This window comes from Rhodopseudomonas palustris, assembly GCF_034479375.1.
In the GTDB taxonomy this organism is placed as follows: domain Bacteria; phylum Pseudomonadota; class Alphaproteobacteria; order Rhizobiales; family Xanthobacteraceae; genus Rhodopseudomonas; species Rhodopseudomonas palustris_M.
On record NZ_CP140155.1, the window covers coordinates 2081316 to 2097339 of the forward strand.

General features: G+C 65.9%; 17 protein-coding genes. 3 read left to right on the forward strand and 14 right to left on the reverse strand.

The features are described from left to right. Positions 1-105 precede the first annotated feature (105 nt). The 5 genes from SR870_RS09410 to SR870_RS09430 all read right to left on the reverse strand — a co-directional run bounded on the left by SR870_RS09410 (position 106) and on the right by SR870_RS09430 (position 5541). Positions 106-1299, reverse strand: a complete 1194-nt coding sequence (locus SR870_RS09410; protein WP_322517704.1) for a CoA transferase — start codon at positions 1297-1299, stop codon at positions 106-108. A gap of 405 nt (positions 1300-1704) precedes the next feature. Continuing rightward, positions 1705-2193 carry a cyanase gene (gene cynS / locus SR870_RS09415; RefSeq protein ID WP_011440952.1) on the reverse strand — a complete coding sequence of 163 codons (489 nt, stop codon included), beginning with the start codon at positions 2191-2193 and terminating at the stop codon, positions 1705-1707. Positions 2194-2235: 42 nt separating this feature from the next. Continuing rightward, the gene (locus tag SR870_RS09420; RefSeq protein WP_322517705.1) at positions 2236-3153 is read right to left on the reverse strand and encodes an ABC transporter ATP-binding protein; all 918 of its coding nucleotides are present in this window, start codon (positions 3151-3153) and stop codon (positions 2236-2238) included. A 5-nt stretch (positions 3154-3158) separates the two neighbouring features. Then, complete coding sequence (gene ntrB / locus SR870_RS09425; protein WP_322517706.1) at positions 3159-3998, reverse strand: nitrate ABC transporter permease; 840 nt, start codon at positions 3996-3998, stop codon at positions 3159-3161. Between the two features lie 154 nt (positions 3999-4152). Beyond that, positions 4153-5541: a CmpA/NrtA family ABC transporter substrate-binding protein gene (locus SR870_RS09430; protein WP_322517707.1), complete on the reverse strand. Its 1389-nt coding sequence runs from the start codon at positions 5539-5541 to the stop codon at positions 4153-4155. A 161-nt stretch (positions 5542-5702) separates the two neighbouring features. Here SR870_RS09430 and SR870_RS09435 point away from each other — a divergent pair, with 161 nt between their 5' ends. After that, positions 5703-7640: a sigma 54-interacting transcriptional regulator gene (locus SR870_RS09435; RefSeq protein ID WP_322517708.1), complete on the forward strand. Its 1938-nt coding sequence runs from the start codon at positions 5703-5705 to the stop codon at positions 7638-7640. 32 nt (positions 7641-7672) lie between these two features. Here the strand turns inward: SR870_RS09435 and SR870_RS09440 are convergent, their stop codons facing one another. Then, positions 7673-8023 (reverse strand): S-adenosylmethionine decarboxylase, encoded by a 351-nt coding sequence (locus SR870_RS09440; RefSeq protein ID WP_322517709.1) that lies wholly within the window; start codon positions 8021-8023, stop codon positions 7673-7675. A gap of 104 nt (positions 8024-8127) precedes the next feature. On the opposite strand from SR870_RS09440, the gene SR870_RS09445 reads away from it, so the two are divergent. Further along, positions 8128-9282: a bis-aminopropyl spermidine synthase family protein gene (locus tag SR870_RS09445; protein ID WP_322517710.1), complete on the forward strand. Its 1155-nt coding sequence runs from the start codon at positions 8128-8130 to the stop codon at positions 9280-9282. 73 nt (positions 9283-9355) lie between these two features. After that, positions 9356-9823, forward strand: coding sequence for a GNAT family N-acetyltransferase (locus SR870_RS09450; RefSeq protein WP_322517711.1), 468 nt, complete (start codon positions 9356-9358; stop codon positions 9821-9823). Here SR870_RS09450 and SR870_RS09455 read toward each other — a convergent pair. The 8 genes from SR870_RS09455 to SR870_RS09490 all read right to left on the reverse strand — a co-directional run bounded on the left by SR870_RS09455 (position 9813) and on the right by SR870_RS09490 (position 16023). Continuing rightward, a complete protein-coding gene (locus tag SR870_RS09455; RefSeq protein ID WP_322517712.1) occupies positions 9813-10466 on the reverse strand; it encodes a class I SAM-dependent methyltransferase in 654 nt (217 codons plus the stop codon). The two genes, SR870_RS09450 and SR870_RS09455, sit on opposite strands and share 11 nt — an antisense overlap. Positions 10467-10469: 3 nt before the next feature. Then, entirely contained in the window at positions 10470-11960 is a 1491-nt protein-coding gene (locus tag SR870_RS09460; RefSeq protein WP_322517713.1) for a Do family serine endopeptidase, read from the reverse strand. Positions 11961-12154: 194 nt separating this feature from the next. Next, positions 12155-12355 carry a DUF2065 domain-containing protein gene (locus SR870_RS09465; RefSeq protein WP_322517714.1) on the reverse strand — a complete coding sequence of 67 codons (201 nt, stop codon included), beginning with the start codon at positions 12353-12355 and terminating at the stop codon, positions 12155-12157. Between the two features lie 131 nt (positions 12356-12486). Then, positions 12487-13431, reverse strand: coding sequence for a protease modulator HflC (gene hflC / locus SR870_RS09470; RefSeq protein ID WP_322517715.1), 945 nt, complete (start codon positions 13429-13431; stop codon positions 12487-12489). Then, positions 13428-14594: an FtsH protease activity modulator HflK gene (gene hflK, locus SR870_RS09475; protein ID WP_322517716.1), complete on the reverse strand. Its 1167-nt coding sequence runs from the start codon at positions 14592-14594 to the stop codon at positions 13428-13430. Before hflK ends, hflC begins: the two co-directional genes overlap by 4 nt. 153 nt (positions 14595-14747) lie before the next feature. Beyond that, positions 14748-15263, reverse strand: coding sequence for a dihydrofolate reductase (locus SR870_RS09480; RefSeq protein WP_322517717.1), 516 nt, complete (start codon positions 15261-15263; stop codon positions 14748-14750). Beyond that, positions 15260-15631 carry a hypothetical protein gene (locus SR870_RS09485; RefSeq protein WP_322517718.1) on the reverse strand — a complete coding sequence of 124 codons (372 nt, stop codon included), beginning with the start codon at positions 15629-15631 and terminating at the stop codon, positions 15260-15262. The genes SR870_RS09480 and SR870_RS09485 overlap by 4 nt, the downstream gene beginning before the upstream one ends. Continuing rightward, on the reverse strand, positions 15610-16023 hold the full coding sequence (locus SR870_RS09490; protein ID WP_322517719.1) for a hypothetical protein: 414 nt from the start codon (positions 16021-16023) through the stop codon (positions 15610-15612). Before SR870_RS09490 ends, SR870_RS09485 begins: the two co-directional genes overlap by 22 nt. Position 16024: the final 1 nt, after the last annotated feature.

The following is a 16024-nucleotide window of genomic DNA, read 5'->3' on the forward strand; positions in this document are numbered from 1 at the left end:
TCGTCGCGAACGCTCCAGAACGTCAGTTTGATTCCATCAGAAACAGAACCGCTCTGGCACCCAGGTCGGCCTGACGGGATCCTCCCCCCCAAATGCATCCGCCGCTCATCCCTCCCCGACCGCGCCCGCCGCGATCAGCGCGTCGATCTCTGAGGCGCTGTAGCCCGCGTCGAGCAGCACCTCGCGCGAATGTTCGCCGAGGCGCGGGGTCGGGCGGTGCAGGTTGGGCGGCTCGTCGGAGAATTTGGTCGCGGGGCGCGCCTGGCGGATGCGGCCCTCGCTCGGATGGTCGATCGCGGCGAAGTAATCGACCGCCTTCAGATGTTCCTGCTCGCCGATCTCGCTGATCCGCGCGAACGCGGTGTGCGGCACGTCGAGCCGCAGCAGTAGTTCCTCCCACTCGGCGGTGGTGCGGCTCGGCGCGATCTCGCCCATCCGCGCGTAGATCCTGTCGATGTTCTCCGCCCGCGCCACCGGGTCGCGCACCTGCAATTCGTCGATCAGTTCGGGGCGGCCGACCGCCGTGAAGAACGCGCACCAATTGTCGCCGGAATACGGCAGCATCGTCATCCAGCCGTCCTTGGTGCGCACCGGCCTGCGCTCCTTCATCCGCTTGTAGCCCGCGGGGCCGATCGGCGGATCGAACGCGTAGCCCCCTAACATCTCGATGCTGTTGAAGCCGGCGATGGTCTCCAGCATCGGCACTTCGACGAGCTGGCCTTTGCCCGAGCGCTCGCGGCTGAACAAAGCCGCCGACACCGCGCCGGCGAGCGCCTGGCCGCAGATCTTGTCGCCGACGAGGCTCGGCACGAATTGCGGCGCGTCGTCCGAGCCGATCGACGAGGCGAGGCCGGACGCCGCCTGGATGATCTCGTCGAATGCCGGCCGCGCCGCCCACGGCCCGTCCTGGCCGAAGCCGGTCGCCGCCGCATAGATCAGCCGCGAATTCAGCGCGCGGCAATCCTCGTAGCCGAAGCCGAGCCGCGCCATCGCGGCGGGGCGCACGTTGGTGATGAGCACGTCGGCGCCCGGGATCAGCCGCCGCAGCGCCGCCTTGCCCTGCAGATGCTTGAGGTCGAGCGCGAGGCTGCGCTTGTTGCGGTTCACCGCCATGAACTGCCCGCTCATGCCGCGATGGCGCGACGCGCCGGCATAGCGCCACATGTCGCCGGCCAGCGACTCCACCTTGATCACGTCGGCGCCCCAGTCGCCGAGAATCTGCGCCGCATAGGGGCCGAACAGCACGCTGGTCAGATCGAGAATGCGGATGCCGGCGAGCGGCCCGGTCGGTGCGGTCATGGCTTCGCCGCTCGCGTGGTCGACTTTCGCCGAACGAGTCTCATGCGCACTTCCTCCTCGGCCGCATCGTCTGCGCGATGCTGACGGTTGCTCTGCCTCACGACCGCATGGGTCGTCGGCGGCAACATACAGTTCCGGACGGCGCTGAGATGTAGGCTCGACCACGCAGGGTCATGCGATTTTTGCGGGCTCGGGCCCTGAGGCGATCAGTCGGGCATTTTTTGGTCCTCTGCCTCTCCACACGTCATGGCCGGGCCGGCCATCCACGCCTTGCCGCGCATCGAGGCGGCAAAGACGTGGATGCCCGGGCCTTCGCCGCGCCGGAGCGGCTACGGCCGCGCAGGCGGGACAAGCCCGGGCATGACGCAGTCTGCGGCAGGTGGAACGTCGCGGGGCGCGTCCACCTCACTCCTCCTTGAAGCCGTATTCCTGGTTGTTGCCGGTGGCACCGTAGTATTTGTAGGGCAGGAACTTGCCCGACATGGTGATCTTGACGCGGTCGCCCTTGGGGTTGGGCAGGCGGTCCATCACCATGTCGAAATCGATCGCCGACATGATGCCGTCGCCGAATTCCTCCTCGATCAGCGCCTTCCAGGCCGGGCCGTTGATCATGACCAGCTCGTAGAAGCGATAGATCAAGGGATCGGTCGGCGGCATGGTGATGCCCTCGCCGCGCATCGGCACCTCGTTGAGCATCGCAATCTCGACCTTGCTGAGGCCGAACAATTCGCCGGCGGCGGCGGCCTGCGGCTTGGTCAGTTTCATCTGGCCGAGGATCGCGCCGACCACCAGCACTTCGGAATGGCCGCCGATCTTTTCGCAGATGTACTTCCAGGTCCAGCCTTTCTCGCGCTTGAGATCGACGAGCTTTTCGGTGAGTTGCGCACGCTTCATGATGAGTTCTCCGTGAGGTGGTGATGATGAAAGACGATGGTGTCAGCGCGCGCGGAGCTGCGCCGGAGCCGACGCGCCGGAGCCGTTCGCGGCCGGCACCAGAGCGGGTTCGCCGAGACCGGGGCGCACCACCGGCACGTTGAGCGGATCGTGGCCCGGATTGGCGGCGGCGAAGGTCTTGCTGCGCGTCACCAGGAAGTCGACGATGTGGTTGCGCAGCGCGTAGTAATAAGGATGCCGGTGCAGATCGATCCGGGCGCGATCCTTCGGCAGCGGATTCTCGACGATCTCGGCGACCACGGCGCCGGGGCCGTTGGTCATCAGGAAGATCTTGTCGGCGAGATACATCGCCTCGTCGACGTCGTGGGTGATCATGAAGGTGGTCTGCCCGGTCTCGAGACAGATCCGGCGGACCTCGTCCTGCAGCGAGCCGCGGGTCAGCGCGTCGAGCGCCGAGAACGGCTCGTCCATCAGCATGATCTTCGGCGTGATGCTCAGCGCGCGGGCGATGCCGACGCGCTGCTTCATGCCGCCGGACAGCTCCGAGGGCCGCTTGTGCTCCGAGCCGGTGAGCCCGACCAGATCGATGAATTGCTGGGCGTGGGCGCGGACGCGCGCCTTGTCCCATCTGGGCCATTTCGACGTCACCGCATAGGCGACGTTGCCCATCACCGTGCGCCACGGCAGCAGCGCGTGGCTCTGGAAGATCACCGCGCGGTCGAGGCTGGTGCCCTCGATCGCCTGGCCGTCGACGATCACCGCGCCTTCGCTGGGCTGATCGAGCCCGGCGAGGATGTTCAACACCGTGGTCTTGCCGCAGCCGGAATGGCCGATCACGCAACCGAACTCGCCGCGCGGCAGCGACAGCCACAAATTTTCGAAGATCGTGGTGTCGCCAGCGCCGGCCGCGCCGGGATAGCGCTTGGCGATGCCCTCGATCGAAATGAATCTGTCGATCATCGCGCTCACTCCGGAAACGTGACCATGCGGGTGAACCGCGCCAGGATCTGGTCGAGCAGCATCCCCACCACCCCGATCAGCAGGATCGCAATAATCACATTCACGATCGACAAATTATTCCATTCGTTCCAGACGAAGTACCCTATACCCGTACCCCCTACCAACATCTCGGCGGCGACGATCACCAGCCACGCGATGCCGATCGAAATCCGCATGCCGGTGAGGATGGTCGGCGCCGCGGCCGGCAGGATCACCGTGAAGGCGCGACGGACATTGCCGACCTCCAGCGTGCGCGCGACGTTGATCCACTCCTTGCGCACCGAGGCGACGCCGAACGCGGTGTTGAGCAGCATCGGCCATACCGAGCAGATGAAGATCACAAAGATCGCCGACAGGCTCGAGTCCTTGATGGTGTAGAGCGCGAGCGGCATCCAGGCCAGCGGCGAGATCGGTTTCAGCACCTGGATGAAGGGGTCGAGCGCCTTGTTCATCAGAGGCGACATCCCGATCAGGAAGCCGAGCGGGATCGCCACCGCGACAGCGATCAGATAGCCGATCATCACCCGCGCGATCGAATAGCCGAGCTGGATGCCGAGTCCCTTGTCGTTCGGACCGTTGTCGTAGAACGGCTGCCGGATGTGCTCCCACAGCTTGGCGCCGACATCGAGCGGGCCCGGCATCGCCGATTTGCCCTGGGTCGCGGTCGCGCCCATCAGCGCGGCGTATTCCGGGCTCATCTGGGCCACGGCGCCGGTGCCGCGGGTCGCCAGATGCCAGGTGCCGATGAAGGCCGCGAAGATCACCAGCGAGACCATGGCGGCACGAATGCGAAGGGATTTCGTCATGAGGACTCTCTGCCCTCTCCCGCTCGCCGGGAGAGAGGTGGAATGAAGGAATGGAATGATGATCTCGCAACGAGGATGCGCCCCCTCGCCCGGCTCACCGCGCGGAATCGTCCGCGCGCGCGTGCTGGAATGGCAGGGAGCGCATCCCCGGGCATCACGAGGCCTTCTTGATCTTGAAGCTCGCGAGATACTCTTCCGGATTCGAGCCGTCGAACGACTTGCCCATCACCGAGAACGACCGCGAGGTCGTGGTCGGCGGGGTGAGGCCCGCTTCCTTCATCAGCTTCGCGGTGTCGGTGGCGAGATAGACCTGCTCGGCGATCGCCTTGTAGTCGACGTCGCCCTTGACCTGTCCCCAGCGCTTCATCTGCGTCATGATCCAGACCGCGAAGGACTGCCAGGGGAACGGATCGAAATCGATCCGGTTCGGCTGCTTGACGATGTTGCCGAGGCCGTCGGCATAGGTGCCGGTGAGGATCTGCTCCAGCACGATCGCGGGCTGGTTCAGGTAGTTGGCCGGCGCGATCGCCGCGGCGATCTCCTTGCGGTTCTCCGGCTTGTGGGCGTAGGCGGTGGCCTCGATGATCGATTTCAGCAGCGCGCCGTAGGTGTTGGGCATCGTGGTGACGAATTCCTTCGACGCGGCGAAGGCGCAGCACGGATGGCCGTCCCAGATCTCCTTGGTCAGAATGTGGATGAAGCCGACGCCGTCATAGACCGCGCGCTGGTTCATCGGGTCGGGCGCCAGATAGCCGTCGATGTTGTCGGCGCGCAGATTGGCGACCATTTCCGGCGGCGGCACCGCGCGGATCTGGACGTCGACGTCGGGGTCGAGGCCGTGCTCGGCGAGATAATAGCGCAGCAGATAGTTGTGCATCGAATAGTCGAACGGGACCGCGAATTTGAATCCCTTCCAGTCCTTCGGATTGCGCTTGTCCTTGTGCTTCATCGCCAGGGTGATGGCCTGGCCGTTGATGTTCTCGACCGCCGGCATGGTGTAGGGGATCGGATTCGAGCCGACGCCCATCGTGATGGCGAGCGGCATCGGCGACAGCATGTGCGCCGCGTCGTATTCCTTGTTGATGGTCTTGTCGCGGATCACCGCCCAGCCCGCGGTCTTGATGACTTCGACGTTGAGGCCGTATTTCGAGTAGAACCCCATCGGGGCCGCCATGATGATCGGCGTGGCGCAGGTGATCGGGATGAAGCCGACCTTGAGATCCTTCTTCTCCAGCGGGCCGCTGGAGGCGAACGCCTCGGTGGCGGTCTGCAGCGGGAAAAATTGCGAGACCGCCGCGAGCGCCGTGGCGGCGCCGACCGATTTCAGGAAAGCGCGGCGCGAGGCATCCTGCGGAAACATCGCCCGCATCACCGCGGAGGCGACCACGCCCTCGAACTTCTTGTCTTCACTCTCCAGCATCGCCGGCTGCAGCGACGAGGACGGATCCGCCGCATGTTCGGCTTCGCTGACATGCCGGCCACAGCTACATCCGCCTGCAGTCAGGCGGCGGTTGGGATCAAACGGATTGTCGAACGTGGACATGGAACCTCCTGCGCGATTTCATCCTCGTTAACGCAAGGAGCATGCCAGCTCGGCGCGGCGAACTTCGCCAATCGGCGCGGTCCGATTTGCGCGTTTGCCGATTACGAAATTTCGTAGTATACGAATTTTCGTAGGAGAATTACGAAATTTCGGAGAATTCCATGGACCTTTCGGTACCCCCTTCCGCCATGGACATCGATCTGCGTGCGGAGGCCTTCGACGGCCTGATCGAGGCGGCGCTGCTGCTCGATCCGGCCGCCGACCGGATCCTCGACGTCAATCCCGCGGCCTGCGCCCTGCTCGGCTATGACCGCGCAACGTTGCTGCAGACCCGGATCAGCGCACTGCACGACCGGCAATTCCCGGCGTTGATCGTGTTCACCCAGGCGGTGTTCGACCGCGGCAGCTATTGGACCCACGCGCTGACGCCGAACCATGGCTCCGGCACCGCGTTGCGGGTCGAATATGCCGGCCGGGCGCTCCGCCTCGAAGGGCGCACGCTGCTGCTGCTGACGATGAGCGACCTGGAGCAGCGCCGCCGCCGCCATATCGACGCCGCCGCCGACGATTACATGCGCGACGGATTGCCGGCATGGCAGCGGGTCGAGCGGGTGTTCGAGGATATCGAGCGCGAGAACCAGTTGATCCTGCGCGCCGCCGGCGAAGGCATCTACGGCGTCAACGCCGAGGGCCGCGCCACCTTCGTCAATCCGGCAGCGGAGCGGATGCTCGGCTGGTCGGCCGAAGAACTGGTCGGCCAGTCGATTCACGCGGTGATGCATCACACCCATCACGACGGCCGGCCCTATCCGGATCACGATTGCCCGATCTACGCCGCGTTCCGCGACGGCGCGGTGCACACCGTCGACGGCGAGGTGTTCTGGCGCAAGGACGGCCGGCCGGTATGGGTCGAGTACACCTCGACGCCGATCCGCGACCGCGCCGGCGAGATCGTCGGCGCCGTCGTGGTGTTTCGCGACGTCAGCCAGCGGCGCGAGGCCGACGAGAAGCTGCACGCCGCGCTCGCCGAAGTCGACCGGCTGCGCGAACGGCTGCAGCTCGAGAACGATTATCTGCAGGAGGAGATCCGGATCGAGACCAATCCGCGCGGCATCATCGGCCAGAGCGAAGCGATCCAGACCACGCTGCGCCAGGTCAAGCTGGTGGCGCCGACCACCGCCGCGGTGCTGATCACCGGCGAATCCGGCACCGGCAAGGAGCTGATCGCGCGCGCCATCCACGACGCCAGCACCCGCAGCGGCCGGCCGCTGATCCGGGTCAATTGCGCGGCCATCCCGCGCGAATTGTTCGAGAGCGAATTCTTCGGCCACGCCCGCGGCGCCTTCACCGGCGCGGTGCGCGACCGCATCGGCCGGTTCGAACTGGCCGACGGCGGCACGCTGTTTCTCGACGAGATCGGCGAGATTCCGCTGGAGTTGCAGGGCAAGCTGCTGCGTGTGCTGCAGGAGGGCAATTTCGAGCGGGTCGGCGACGAGCGCACCCGCAATGTCGACGTCCGGCTGATCGCCGCCACCAATCGCGACCTGAAGCAGGAGGTGCAGCGCGGCCGCTTCCGCGAGGATCTGTACTTCCGCCTCAACGTATTCCCGATCGAGTCGGTGCCGCTGCGCGATCGCCGCGAGGACATTCCGCTGCTGGCGCAGCACTTCCTCGCCAGCGAACGCCGCGAGCTGAAATCCGAACTGCGGCTGTCGCAGGGCGACGTTCGTCGGCTGATGCGCTACGACTGGCCCGGCAATGTCCGCGAGCTGCAGAACGTGATCGAGCGCGCCACCATCCTGGCGCAGAACGGCCGGCTGCGGATCGACCTGCCCGAGCCGTCCGGCCACCATCCGGTGCCGAACGCCGGGCGGCAGAAGACCGAAACCAGACCGGCGGTGATGACGGCAGGCGAGCTGCGCGATCTCGAGCGGACCAATATTGTCGCCGCCCTGCGCGCCTGCAACGGCAAGGTGTTCGGCGACGACGGCGCCGCGGCGATGCTCGACATCAAGCCGACCACCCTGGCGTCGCGGATCAAGACGCTCGGAATTGCCTCGCCGCGTACGCGGTCCGGTCACGACGCCACGGCGACCTGACGGACGCAGCCCCAGAGAGCCGCACGGCGCTCTCAGGCGCTGGCGGCGATCTTGCGCGGTACGTGATGCACGGTCATTTCCCCGTCGGGGCAGACGCTGCGCTTCACCTCGGCGAGGACGCGGTTGAAATCCATCTCCGGATTGCACAGCAGCACGTCGAGCAGCAGCAGCCGGTATTCCGGCCAGGTGGTCAGCACGATGTGCGACTCGGCGAGGAACAGCGCGATGGTCAGCCCGTGCGGGACGTAGCGCACCTCGTAGGACCCGATGATGGTCGCACCGACGCTCTGGACCGCAGCGCGCGCGGCCGCTACCAAGGCGGCTTCATCCTCGATCACCGGCAGGCAGTCGTACAGTTCCGCCAGCGCGTGGGTCATCAACATCGGCGATCGGTCCTCAATGGCGGTTCAGTTTCAGCGCCTCTTTGGCACGGATAGCGGCGCGGGCCAACCGCGGCGGGGCCCGTCCTTTTGCGGGGCGCGCCGCAATGGCTGACCCCGCGATCCTGCAAACCATCGCCGAGGCAACCCGGCTGCGCGAAGGCCCGGCCGGCGTCGAGGCGATCCTGCGCGCCGTGTACCGCTCTGGCTCGCTGCGGCTGCAGGACGTCGCGCGCGAGGCGCGCCTGCCGATGCCGATCGCCACCGCCGTCCGCCGCGAGCTGGAAAAGGCCGGGCTGCTGGAGCGCAAGCAGGGCCTGGCGCTGAGCCCCGAGGGCCGCGACTTCGTCGAGCGCGAGCTCGGGCTCGGCATCACCATCGACGTCACCTGCCCGGCCTGCACCGGCCATGGCGTGGTGATCCCGGAGAATTTCCACGCGCAGGTCGCGCGGCTGGCCGCCATCATCGCGCAGGCGCCGTCGGTCGACGTCACGCTCGATCAGGCGCCGTGCACGCCCGAGACCTCGCTGCTGCGCGCGCTCCTGATGCTGCAGGCCGGCGCGCTGGAAGGCCGCCGGGTGCTGCTGCTCGGCGACGATGATTCCGTGTCGCTGTCGATCGGCCTCGTCGGCCAGGCGCTCGGCAAATCCGATCTCACCCGCGGCGTCGTGGTGATCGATGCCGACGAGCGGCGGCTCGCGTTCCTGCGCGACAATGCAGAACGGGAAGGCATCGCGCTGCGGACGCTGCATCACGATCTGCGCCAGCCGCTGCCGGCCGAACTGCAGGGGGCGTTCGACACCATCGAGACCGACCCGCCCTACACGCTCGAAGGCGCAAAACTTTTTCTAACGCGCGGCCGCGAGGCGCTGGCCGGCGACGGGCTGTGCTACTTCTCGTTCGCGCAATGGCCGCCGCGGCAGATGCTGGCATTGCAGCGGGTGTTTCTCGATCTCGGCCTCGCGGTGCAGACGATCCGGCCGGGCTTCAACGCCTATGCGGGCGCCACCGTGCTCGGCAATGTCGGGCAGTTGATCGAACTCGCCGCCGCCGGCCCCGCCGCCGCGGCGCTGCCGGCGTGGCAGGGACCGCTGTACACCGCCGAGATCAATCCGCGGGTCCGCGCCTATGTCTGCACGTCATGCGGCCGCGAGGCCGTCCTGGGGCGCGGCTCGACGCCGGAGACGATCGAGGCGTTGAAGGATCAGGGCTGCGCGAATTGCGGCGGGCACAGCTTCCGCCGCAAGGCGGCTGGCCCCTGAGCCCCGCGGAAAGACGGACTTGCCCGCCGCAGCCGTTCGTGCGAACGCGGCGGCTGAATTCTGGAGTTGAACGATGAACGACAAGCCCTTGCACACGCTGCGCCCGCTGGAGCGCGCGGACCTCGAAAAGATCGGCTGGATGGAAGCCGAGATCGCCAAGATCTCGTTCCCCGACGATCCGATCACCGACGTCGGCTTCTATGTGAAGAAGCTGGAGAAGCTGTTCGGCGACAAGGAAGCCGCGACCTTCGTCGCCGAACGCGACGGCGAGATCGTCGGCTGGTCCTATGTCAGCATCCGCCGCAACTTCATCACCAAGCAGCCTTACGGCGACTATCACAGCATCTATATCGACCCGTCGCAGCGCGGCTCCGGGCTATCGAACCTGCTGATGAATTCGGTGTTCGACTGGTGCAAGGCGCAGAAGCTGGATCATGTGGTGTTCCGCACCCGCGCCACCAACGAGCCGATGAAGGGCGTGCTGGCCCGCGTCGGCTTCGTGCCGACGCAGATCTATCTGGAAAAGCCGCTCAAGGATTGAGCGCGACGTCGCCGCCCGGCGCGTCCTCTGCCGCAGCGCGCGGTTGCACGAACACGTCGTAGCGCACCGTCTTGCCGGCGATCTGGTAGGACGGCTTGCGCACGCCCGCGAGCGGCTCGGCACGCAACGGCCATTTCAGCACGACCCGGCCGCAGCGCGCCGACAGCGCCGCCTGCATCAATTCGCAAACGTCGGGATCGGCGCCGACCAGATCGCGCAGCAGCCGCATCTCCTGCTTGACCAATGCCGTCTTGGTCCGCTCCGGATGCATCGGATCGACGGTCACGACATCCGCCTGCAGGGTCGGAAGCAGATCGCGGGCGTCGCCCTGGATCAGATTCATCCGCGCCACGACCGCGGCGATCTCCTCACTCTCGGCGCCCGCCGTCGCGAGCGCCTGCGCCAGCAGCGCGTGAACCTGCGGCGAGCGTTCGATCAGCGTCACCGTCGCGCCCATCGAGGCGAGCAGGAAGGAATCGCGGCCGAGTCCCGCGGTGGCGTCGATGACGTGTAGCGGGCGGCTCGCGGATACGCCGGTCGCCTTCAGCAGCGCGTGGCTGCGGGCGGCGCCGGAGCGCAGTTTGTAGCCGACCGCGCCGCCGACGAAGTCGATGGCGAGCGCGGATCGGCCGGCCGCGGCCATCGTCTATTGCAGGCTGAGCGCCACGAAGCGCAGTTCGCCGGCTCCGTTCGAGACCAAAAGCAATACCGACTTCTTGCCGTCCTTCTTGACCTGGTCGACCCGCTTCTTGATATCGGCGGCGCTGGTGACCGCCTCCTGCGCGACCTCGACGATCACGTCGCCGGCCGACAGCCGCTTCTCCGCGGCGTCGGAGCCGTTGTCGACCCCGACCACGACCACGCCCTTGACGCTGTCCTTGATCTTGTAGCGGCCGCGCAGGTCCTTCGACAGCGCGGCGAGGTCGAGCCCGAGCGCCTTCTGCGTCACCGGCTTTTCCGGTTCGGGTTGTGACTTGGCCGAGGCCGGCTGTGGCTTGGCGCCATCGTCGAGGCGGCCGAGCGTGACCTGCTTGGTCTCTTCCTTGCCCTTGCGGATGATCACCACGTCGACGGTCTTGCCGACCGCGGTGTCGGCGACCACGCGCGACAGATCCTTCGGCTCCTTGACGTCCTTGCCGTCGAACTTGACGACGACGTCGCCGGGCTCGATGCCGGCGGGCTTGGCCGGGCCCTTGTCGTCGATGCCGGCGACCAGCGCGCCACGCGCCGGCTTGATGTTGAGGCTCTCGGCGATCTCGTCGGTGACCTGCTGGATGCGCACGCCGAGCCAGCCGCGGCGCAGTTCGCCGAACTGCCGAAGCTGATCGACGACGCCGACCACGGTCTTCGACGGCACCGCGAAGCCGATGCCGATCGAGCCGCCGGACGGCGAGATGATCAGCGTGTTGACGCCGATGACTTCGCCGTCGAGGTTGAACAGCGGGCCGCCGGAATTGCCGCGATTGATCGCCGCGTCGGTCTGGATGTAGCTGTCATACGGCCCGGAATTGATGTCGCGATTGCGCGCCGAGACGATGCCGGCGGTGACCGTGCCGCCGAGCGAGAACGGATTGCCGATCGCCACCACCCATTCGCCGAGCCGCAGCTTGTCACTGTCGCCGAACTTCACCGCCACCAGCGGCTTGTTGGCCGGCGGCTTGAACTTCAGCACCGCGAGATCCGTCTTCTTGTCCACGCCGACCAGCTCGGCCTTGATCTTGGTGCCGTCGTTCATGATCAGGTTGATCTCGTCGGCGTCGGCGATGACGTGATTGTTGGTCACGGCAATGCCTGCGGTGTCGACGATGAAACCCGAGCCGAGCGAGTTGGTCTTGCGCGGGCCGCCGCCCTTCTCGCCGCGGCGGTTCTTGAAGAAGTCCTCGAAGAACTCCTCGAACGGCGAGCCCGGCGGCAGATTCGGCTTGGCGCTGTTGCCCTCGCTGGGCGCGCTCTTGGCCTCGACCGTCTGGGTGGTCGAGATGTTGACCACGGCGTCGATGACCTTCTCGGCGACGTCCGCGATGCCCTCGGGGCCGCGGGCCTGCGCCGGGGCCGCGGTCAAGGCGGCGGCGCCGAGGCACAGCGCCGCCAGCAAAGGCCTGATCCGGAAGCTCAAGGCGGTGATCGCAACGGGCATGATGGGGGCGTCTCCTGCATCGAGGCCGGGCGCCTTGGGCGCTGCCGCTTGAAAACTCTGCGTCCGATCCGGGAACCGGGGCAAGCATCGGAATCGTTCGAAACTACCCCATCCGCAACACCGATTGCGGCGAAAAACGGACGTCCCTGCTCACGATGCCGTTGAAAACTGTCCGATCGCGCGCCTCCGCGAGGTCAGCGGCGGACCACCCAGATCAGGATCAGGCCGAGCACGGCCGAGACGATGCCGACCACGCGCAGCACGTTGTCGGGAGTCGCCAACGCGCTTTTCATGGCGCGACGCATCCAGCTCGGGCTCGCGGCGAAGATCAGGCCTTCCAAAACGAACAACACACCCACCCCGATCAGGAGGTCGGCGAACGCGAAAGACCCCATGCGACTGTATCCCCCGGCCGGGAATCTCGCCCGACAGCCATTATCGACGAAGCGCAGGCCGCGGCCTGCGCTTCTGATTTCGGCGCTGTTCTAGAGCAATTCCGTGTCTGATGAAATCAGAACCGGAAACGCTAGCGTGGCGCGGCAGCCGGTTCCGGCGCAGCCTGCGCCGCACCCGGCGCCGCAGTCGCCGGCCGTGTCGCGGGCCTGCCGGACGAATTGGCGAAGAAGCGGAAGAACTCCGAATCGGGCCGCAGCAGGAAGCGGGTGTCCGAGCTCTTCAGCGACTGATCGTAGGCCGTCATCGACCGATAGAACGAGAAGAACTCCGGGTCCTTGCCGTAAGCAGCCGCGAACAGACGGTTGCGCTCGGCGTCGCCGGAACCGCGGATTTCTTCAGCCTGCGAATTCGCCTCGGCCACGATCACCGTGGCCTCACGGTCGGCCTTGGAGCGGATCTCCTGCGCCTTCTGTCCGCCCTGGGCGCGGAACTCGGCCGCCTCGCGCTGACGTTCCGTCTGCATCCGCTGATACACCGCCTGGCTGTTCTGATCCGGCAGATCGGCGCGGCGGATGCGGACATCGATGACCTCGATGCCGTAGCCATCCGCCTCGCGGTCGAGCTGGGCCCGAATCCGCTGCATCAGGCCCTCGCGCTCGTCGCGCACCACCTGAATGAAGGTGACCTCGCCGAGCACACGACGCAATGCCGCGTTCAACAGCGTGGTCAGCTGGATGTTTGCGGCCGGGATCGACCCGATGCTCTGGTAGAAGCGCAACGCGTTTTTGATGCGGTAGCGGGCGAACGCATCGACCACGAGCCGCTTCTGATCCGAAGCGATCACTTCCTGCGACGGATTTTCGAGGTCGAGAATCCGCTTGTCGATGCTGATCACGGTGTCGATGAACGGCGCCTTGAAGTGAAGCCCCGGTTCAGTGACGACTCGCACCGGCTCGCCGAGCCGGACCAGCAACACCTGCTCGGTCTGGCGGACGGTGAACAACGACGACCAGCCGACGATGATCGCCACGAGCAGGACGATCAGGGCAACGATACCTGCGATTCCGGCCTTCATCGGTTGCCTCCGCCCTGGGTCTGCTGGTTCTGCGGCGGCGTCGGTGTGGCCGGCGCCGTGCGGCGCGGGCTCAGCTCACTCAGCGGCAGATACGGCACGATGCCCTGGCCTCCCCCGGGGCCCGACCCCGAATCGTAAACCAGCTTCTCGGCAGGGCCGAGCACGCGCTCCATGGTTTCGAGATAGATCCGCTGACGGGTCACGTCGGGAGCCTTCCTGTATTCTTCATAGACGTCGAGGAAGCGCGCGCTCTGGCCCTTGGCCTCGGCAACCGCCTGGCCTTTGTAGCCCTCGGCCGCCTGGATGATCTGCGCGCCGCGACCTCTGGCGTCGGGGATGACGCGGTTGGCGTAAGTCTGCGCTTCGTTCTGCAGACGCTCGAGGTCGGCGCGCGCAGCCTGGACGTCGCGGAACGCGTCGATGACCTGCTGCGGCGGATCCACCTTCTGCATCTGCACCTGCTGCACCAGAACGCCGGCGCCGTAGCCGTCGAGCGTCTTCTGCATCAGTTCCTGCACGCCGCTCTCGATCGTGGTCCGGGCGCCGGTCAGGATCGGCTGGATGTTGGAGCGGCCGATCACTTCGCGCATCGCGCTTTCGGCGACCGCCTTCACGGTGCCTTCCGGGTTCTGGATGTTGAACAGGAAGTTGCCGACACCGTCGGGCTTGATTCGCCACAACACGGCGAAATCGACGTCGACGATGTTCTCGTCGCCGGTCAGCATCAGGCTTTCCTCGGGCACGTCGCGTGCCGTCGTGCCGCGCCGGGCCGGATCGTTGATCAGCGTCATGCCGATGCTGATCGTCGACACGCGCAGCGCCTTCGGCAGCAACACGGTCTCGATCGGATACGGCAGATGATAATTCAGACCGGGCTGCACGGTGCGGACGTGCTTGCCGAAGCGCAGCACGACGCCGAGCTCTTCGGACTGCACCCGGAAGAAGCCGGACAGGCCCCAGATCGTCAAGGCGCCGAGCACCGCGATGGCGATGCCGAGACTGCTGAAATAACCGCCGGGAAGCAATTGCTGCAGCCGGTCCTGGCCGCGACGGAGCAGATCTTCCAGGTCAGGCGGCCGCGGTCCCGATGGTTGCGGTCCGGAGCCCCAAGGACCCTTCGGGCCAGAACCCCAGGGTCCTCCGCCTTGATTCTTCCACGGCATCAATAGTCTCCTCAGCGGTCCGGCGAACGTGCGGACCCCAATTCGTGCACGGCTTTATAGGGGACAGGCCCGGCAGGCACAACGCGCGTCGTCACATGTCGCGAGCTAAGCCCTGACGCAATTTTGTCAATGTGGATCGCGCCGCGCTCAAGGTTAACGTGCAGTGCAGCGTCGATAGGTCACATATGAGACATCGGCGCTGTCCTGAGGTCCAGCGGCGTGGCGTGTCCGCGCGAGCTCCTCCCACTGCGTCGGATCGAGCGCCGGGAAACTGGTATCGCCTTGCGGGCTGGCGTGTACCTCGGTCAATTCGATACGCGAGGCGCAAGGCAGCCAGTGCGCGTAGATTTCCGCCCCGCCGATCACCGCGATTTCGGTGGCAAAACGCCGCAGCGCGTCGCCGGCAGCGACCTGCTCCGCGGCATCGAACGACGTCGCGACCACCACGCCGTCCGCCTGGAAATGCGGGTCACGGGTCACCACGATGTTGGTTCGACCCGGCAATGGCCGGCCGATCGACTGATAGGTCTTGCGGCCCATGATCACCGGCTTGTTCAGCGTGAGCTGCTTGAAGCGCTGCAGATCGGATTTGAGCCGCCAGGGAATGGCGTTGCCCTGCCCGATCACGCCGTTGTCGGCGACCGCGACGATGAGGACGATGGGGATCATGCCGCGGGACGCAGAACGTAAGCTTCGTCCACGTAGGTGCCGTTACGATAGGCGCCACGGACTCGACCATCGGGCGATGAAACAGACTTTACTGCTTGGACGATCGGATTGTCCCGCTTGACCACCGAATACCGCAAGTCGTGCCGGCCGGGAAGTTCGTCGCGATGATCCACGATCGTCTGAGCCACGCGAATAGTCTCGTCCAATGTGTCACCACCTCGATCGAGAGGCACAATGTAGAGACGTCCGCGCCCCTCGTCGTCCAGGGCCCAAATCGCGGTCTCGACCAGAAATCCGTCTCGCTCGAGAAGGTCGAGCAAGTGGCGAGCGGTCTCGAACTCCTCTGCTACAGCTTGCTGCGCAACCATGGGAGAATACCTCCTTCGATAGCTCGTACCAGATTGGAGGCATCGTCTGATCCGATGTCTCCATAGCGACTAGCTTCATCCCAACCCGCCACAATCTGCCAATACCCCTCGAATTCGGCGTTGAGCTGCCTGCGAGACTTGAGCTCGTCCTCCAGACGACAAAGCTTTACGAGCTTGATAAGATCGTGAGTGAACACATCCCTCACAAGGACTCTGTCAGGCAGCGTATCGGCATTGAATTGTGACGACAAGATCGCCTTCAGCGTCAGTTCGATCGCATATCCAGCTAGGTAATAGGCGTTTCCGCTGCTGCCCGCGTCCAGCAGAAGCTTGGCATCGTGCAGTTTTGCGTCGGACAGAGCGACCAACCGGGCTTTGCTGATTTCGACCATG

Coding starts and splice junctions, on each gene's coding strand:
- SR870_RS09410 (WP_322517704.1), bottom strand. CDS start 1,299: ATGACCGCACCGACCGGGCCGCTCGCCGGCATCCGCATTCTCGATCTG.
- SR870_RS09445 (WP_322517710.1), top strand. CDS start 8,128: ATGGCTGACCCCGCGATCCTGCAAACCATCGCCGAGGCAACCCGGCTG.
- ntrB (WP_322517706.1), bottom strand. CDS start 3,998: ATGACGAAATCCCTTCGCATTCGTGCCGCCATGGTCTCGCTGGTGATC.
- SR870_RS09420 (WP_322517705.1), bottom strand. CDS start 3,153: ATGATCGACAGATTCATTTCGATCGAGGGCATCGCCAAGCGCTATCCC.
- SR870_RS09430 (WP_322517707.1), bottom strand. CDS start 5,541: ATGTCCACGTTCGACAATCCGTTTGATCCCAACCGCCGCCTGACTGCA.
- SR870_RS09450 (WP_322517711.1), top strand. CDS start 9,356: ATGAACGACAAGCCCTTGCACACGCTGCGCCCGCTGGAGCGCGCGGAC.
- cynS (WP_011440952.1), bottom strand. CDS start 2,193: ATGAAGCGTGCGCAACTCACCGAAAAGCTCGTCGATCTCAAGCGCGAG.
- hflK (WP_322517716.1), bottom strand. CDS start 14,594: ATGCCGTGGAAGAATCAAGGCGGAGGACCCTGGGGTTCTGGCCCGAAG.
- SR870_RS09480 (WP_322517717.1), bottom strand. CDS start 15,263: ATGATCCCCATCGTCCTCATCGTCGCGGTCGCCGACAACGGCGTGATC.
- SR870_RS09485 (WP_322517718.1), bottom strand. CDS start 15,631: ATGGTTGCGCAGCAAGCTGTAGCAGAGGAGTTCGAGACCGCTCGCCAC.
- SR870_RS09465 (WP_322517714.1), bottom strand. CDS start 12,355: ATGGGGTCTTTCGCGTTCGCCGACCTCCTGATCGGGGTGGGTGTGTTG.
- SR870_RS09490 (WP_322517719.1), bottom strand. CDS start 16,023: ATGGTCGAAATCAGCAAAGCCCGGTTGGTCGCTCTGTCCGACGCAAAA.
- hflC (WP_322517715.1), bottom strand. CDS start 13,431: ATGAAGGCCGGAATCGCAGGTATCGTTGCCCTGATCGTCCTGCTCGTG.
- SR870_RS09440 (WP_322517709.1), bottom strand. CDS start 8,023: ATGTTGATGACCCACGCGCTGGCGGAACTGTACGACTGCCTGCCGGTG.
- SR870_RS09455 (WP_322517712.1), bottom strand. CDS start 10,466: ATGGCCGCGGCCGGCCGATCCGCGCTCGCCATCGACTTCGTCGGCGGC.
- SR870_RS09460 (WP_322517713.1), bottom strand. CDS start 11,960: ATGCCCGTTGCGATCACCGCCTTGAGCTTCCGGATCAGGCCTTTGCTG.
- SR870_RS09435 (WP_322517708.1), top strand. CDS start 5,703: ATGGACCTTTCGGTACCCCCTTCCGCCATGGACATCGATCTGCGTGCG.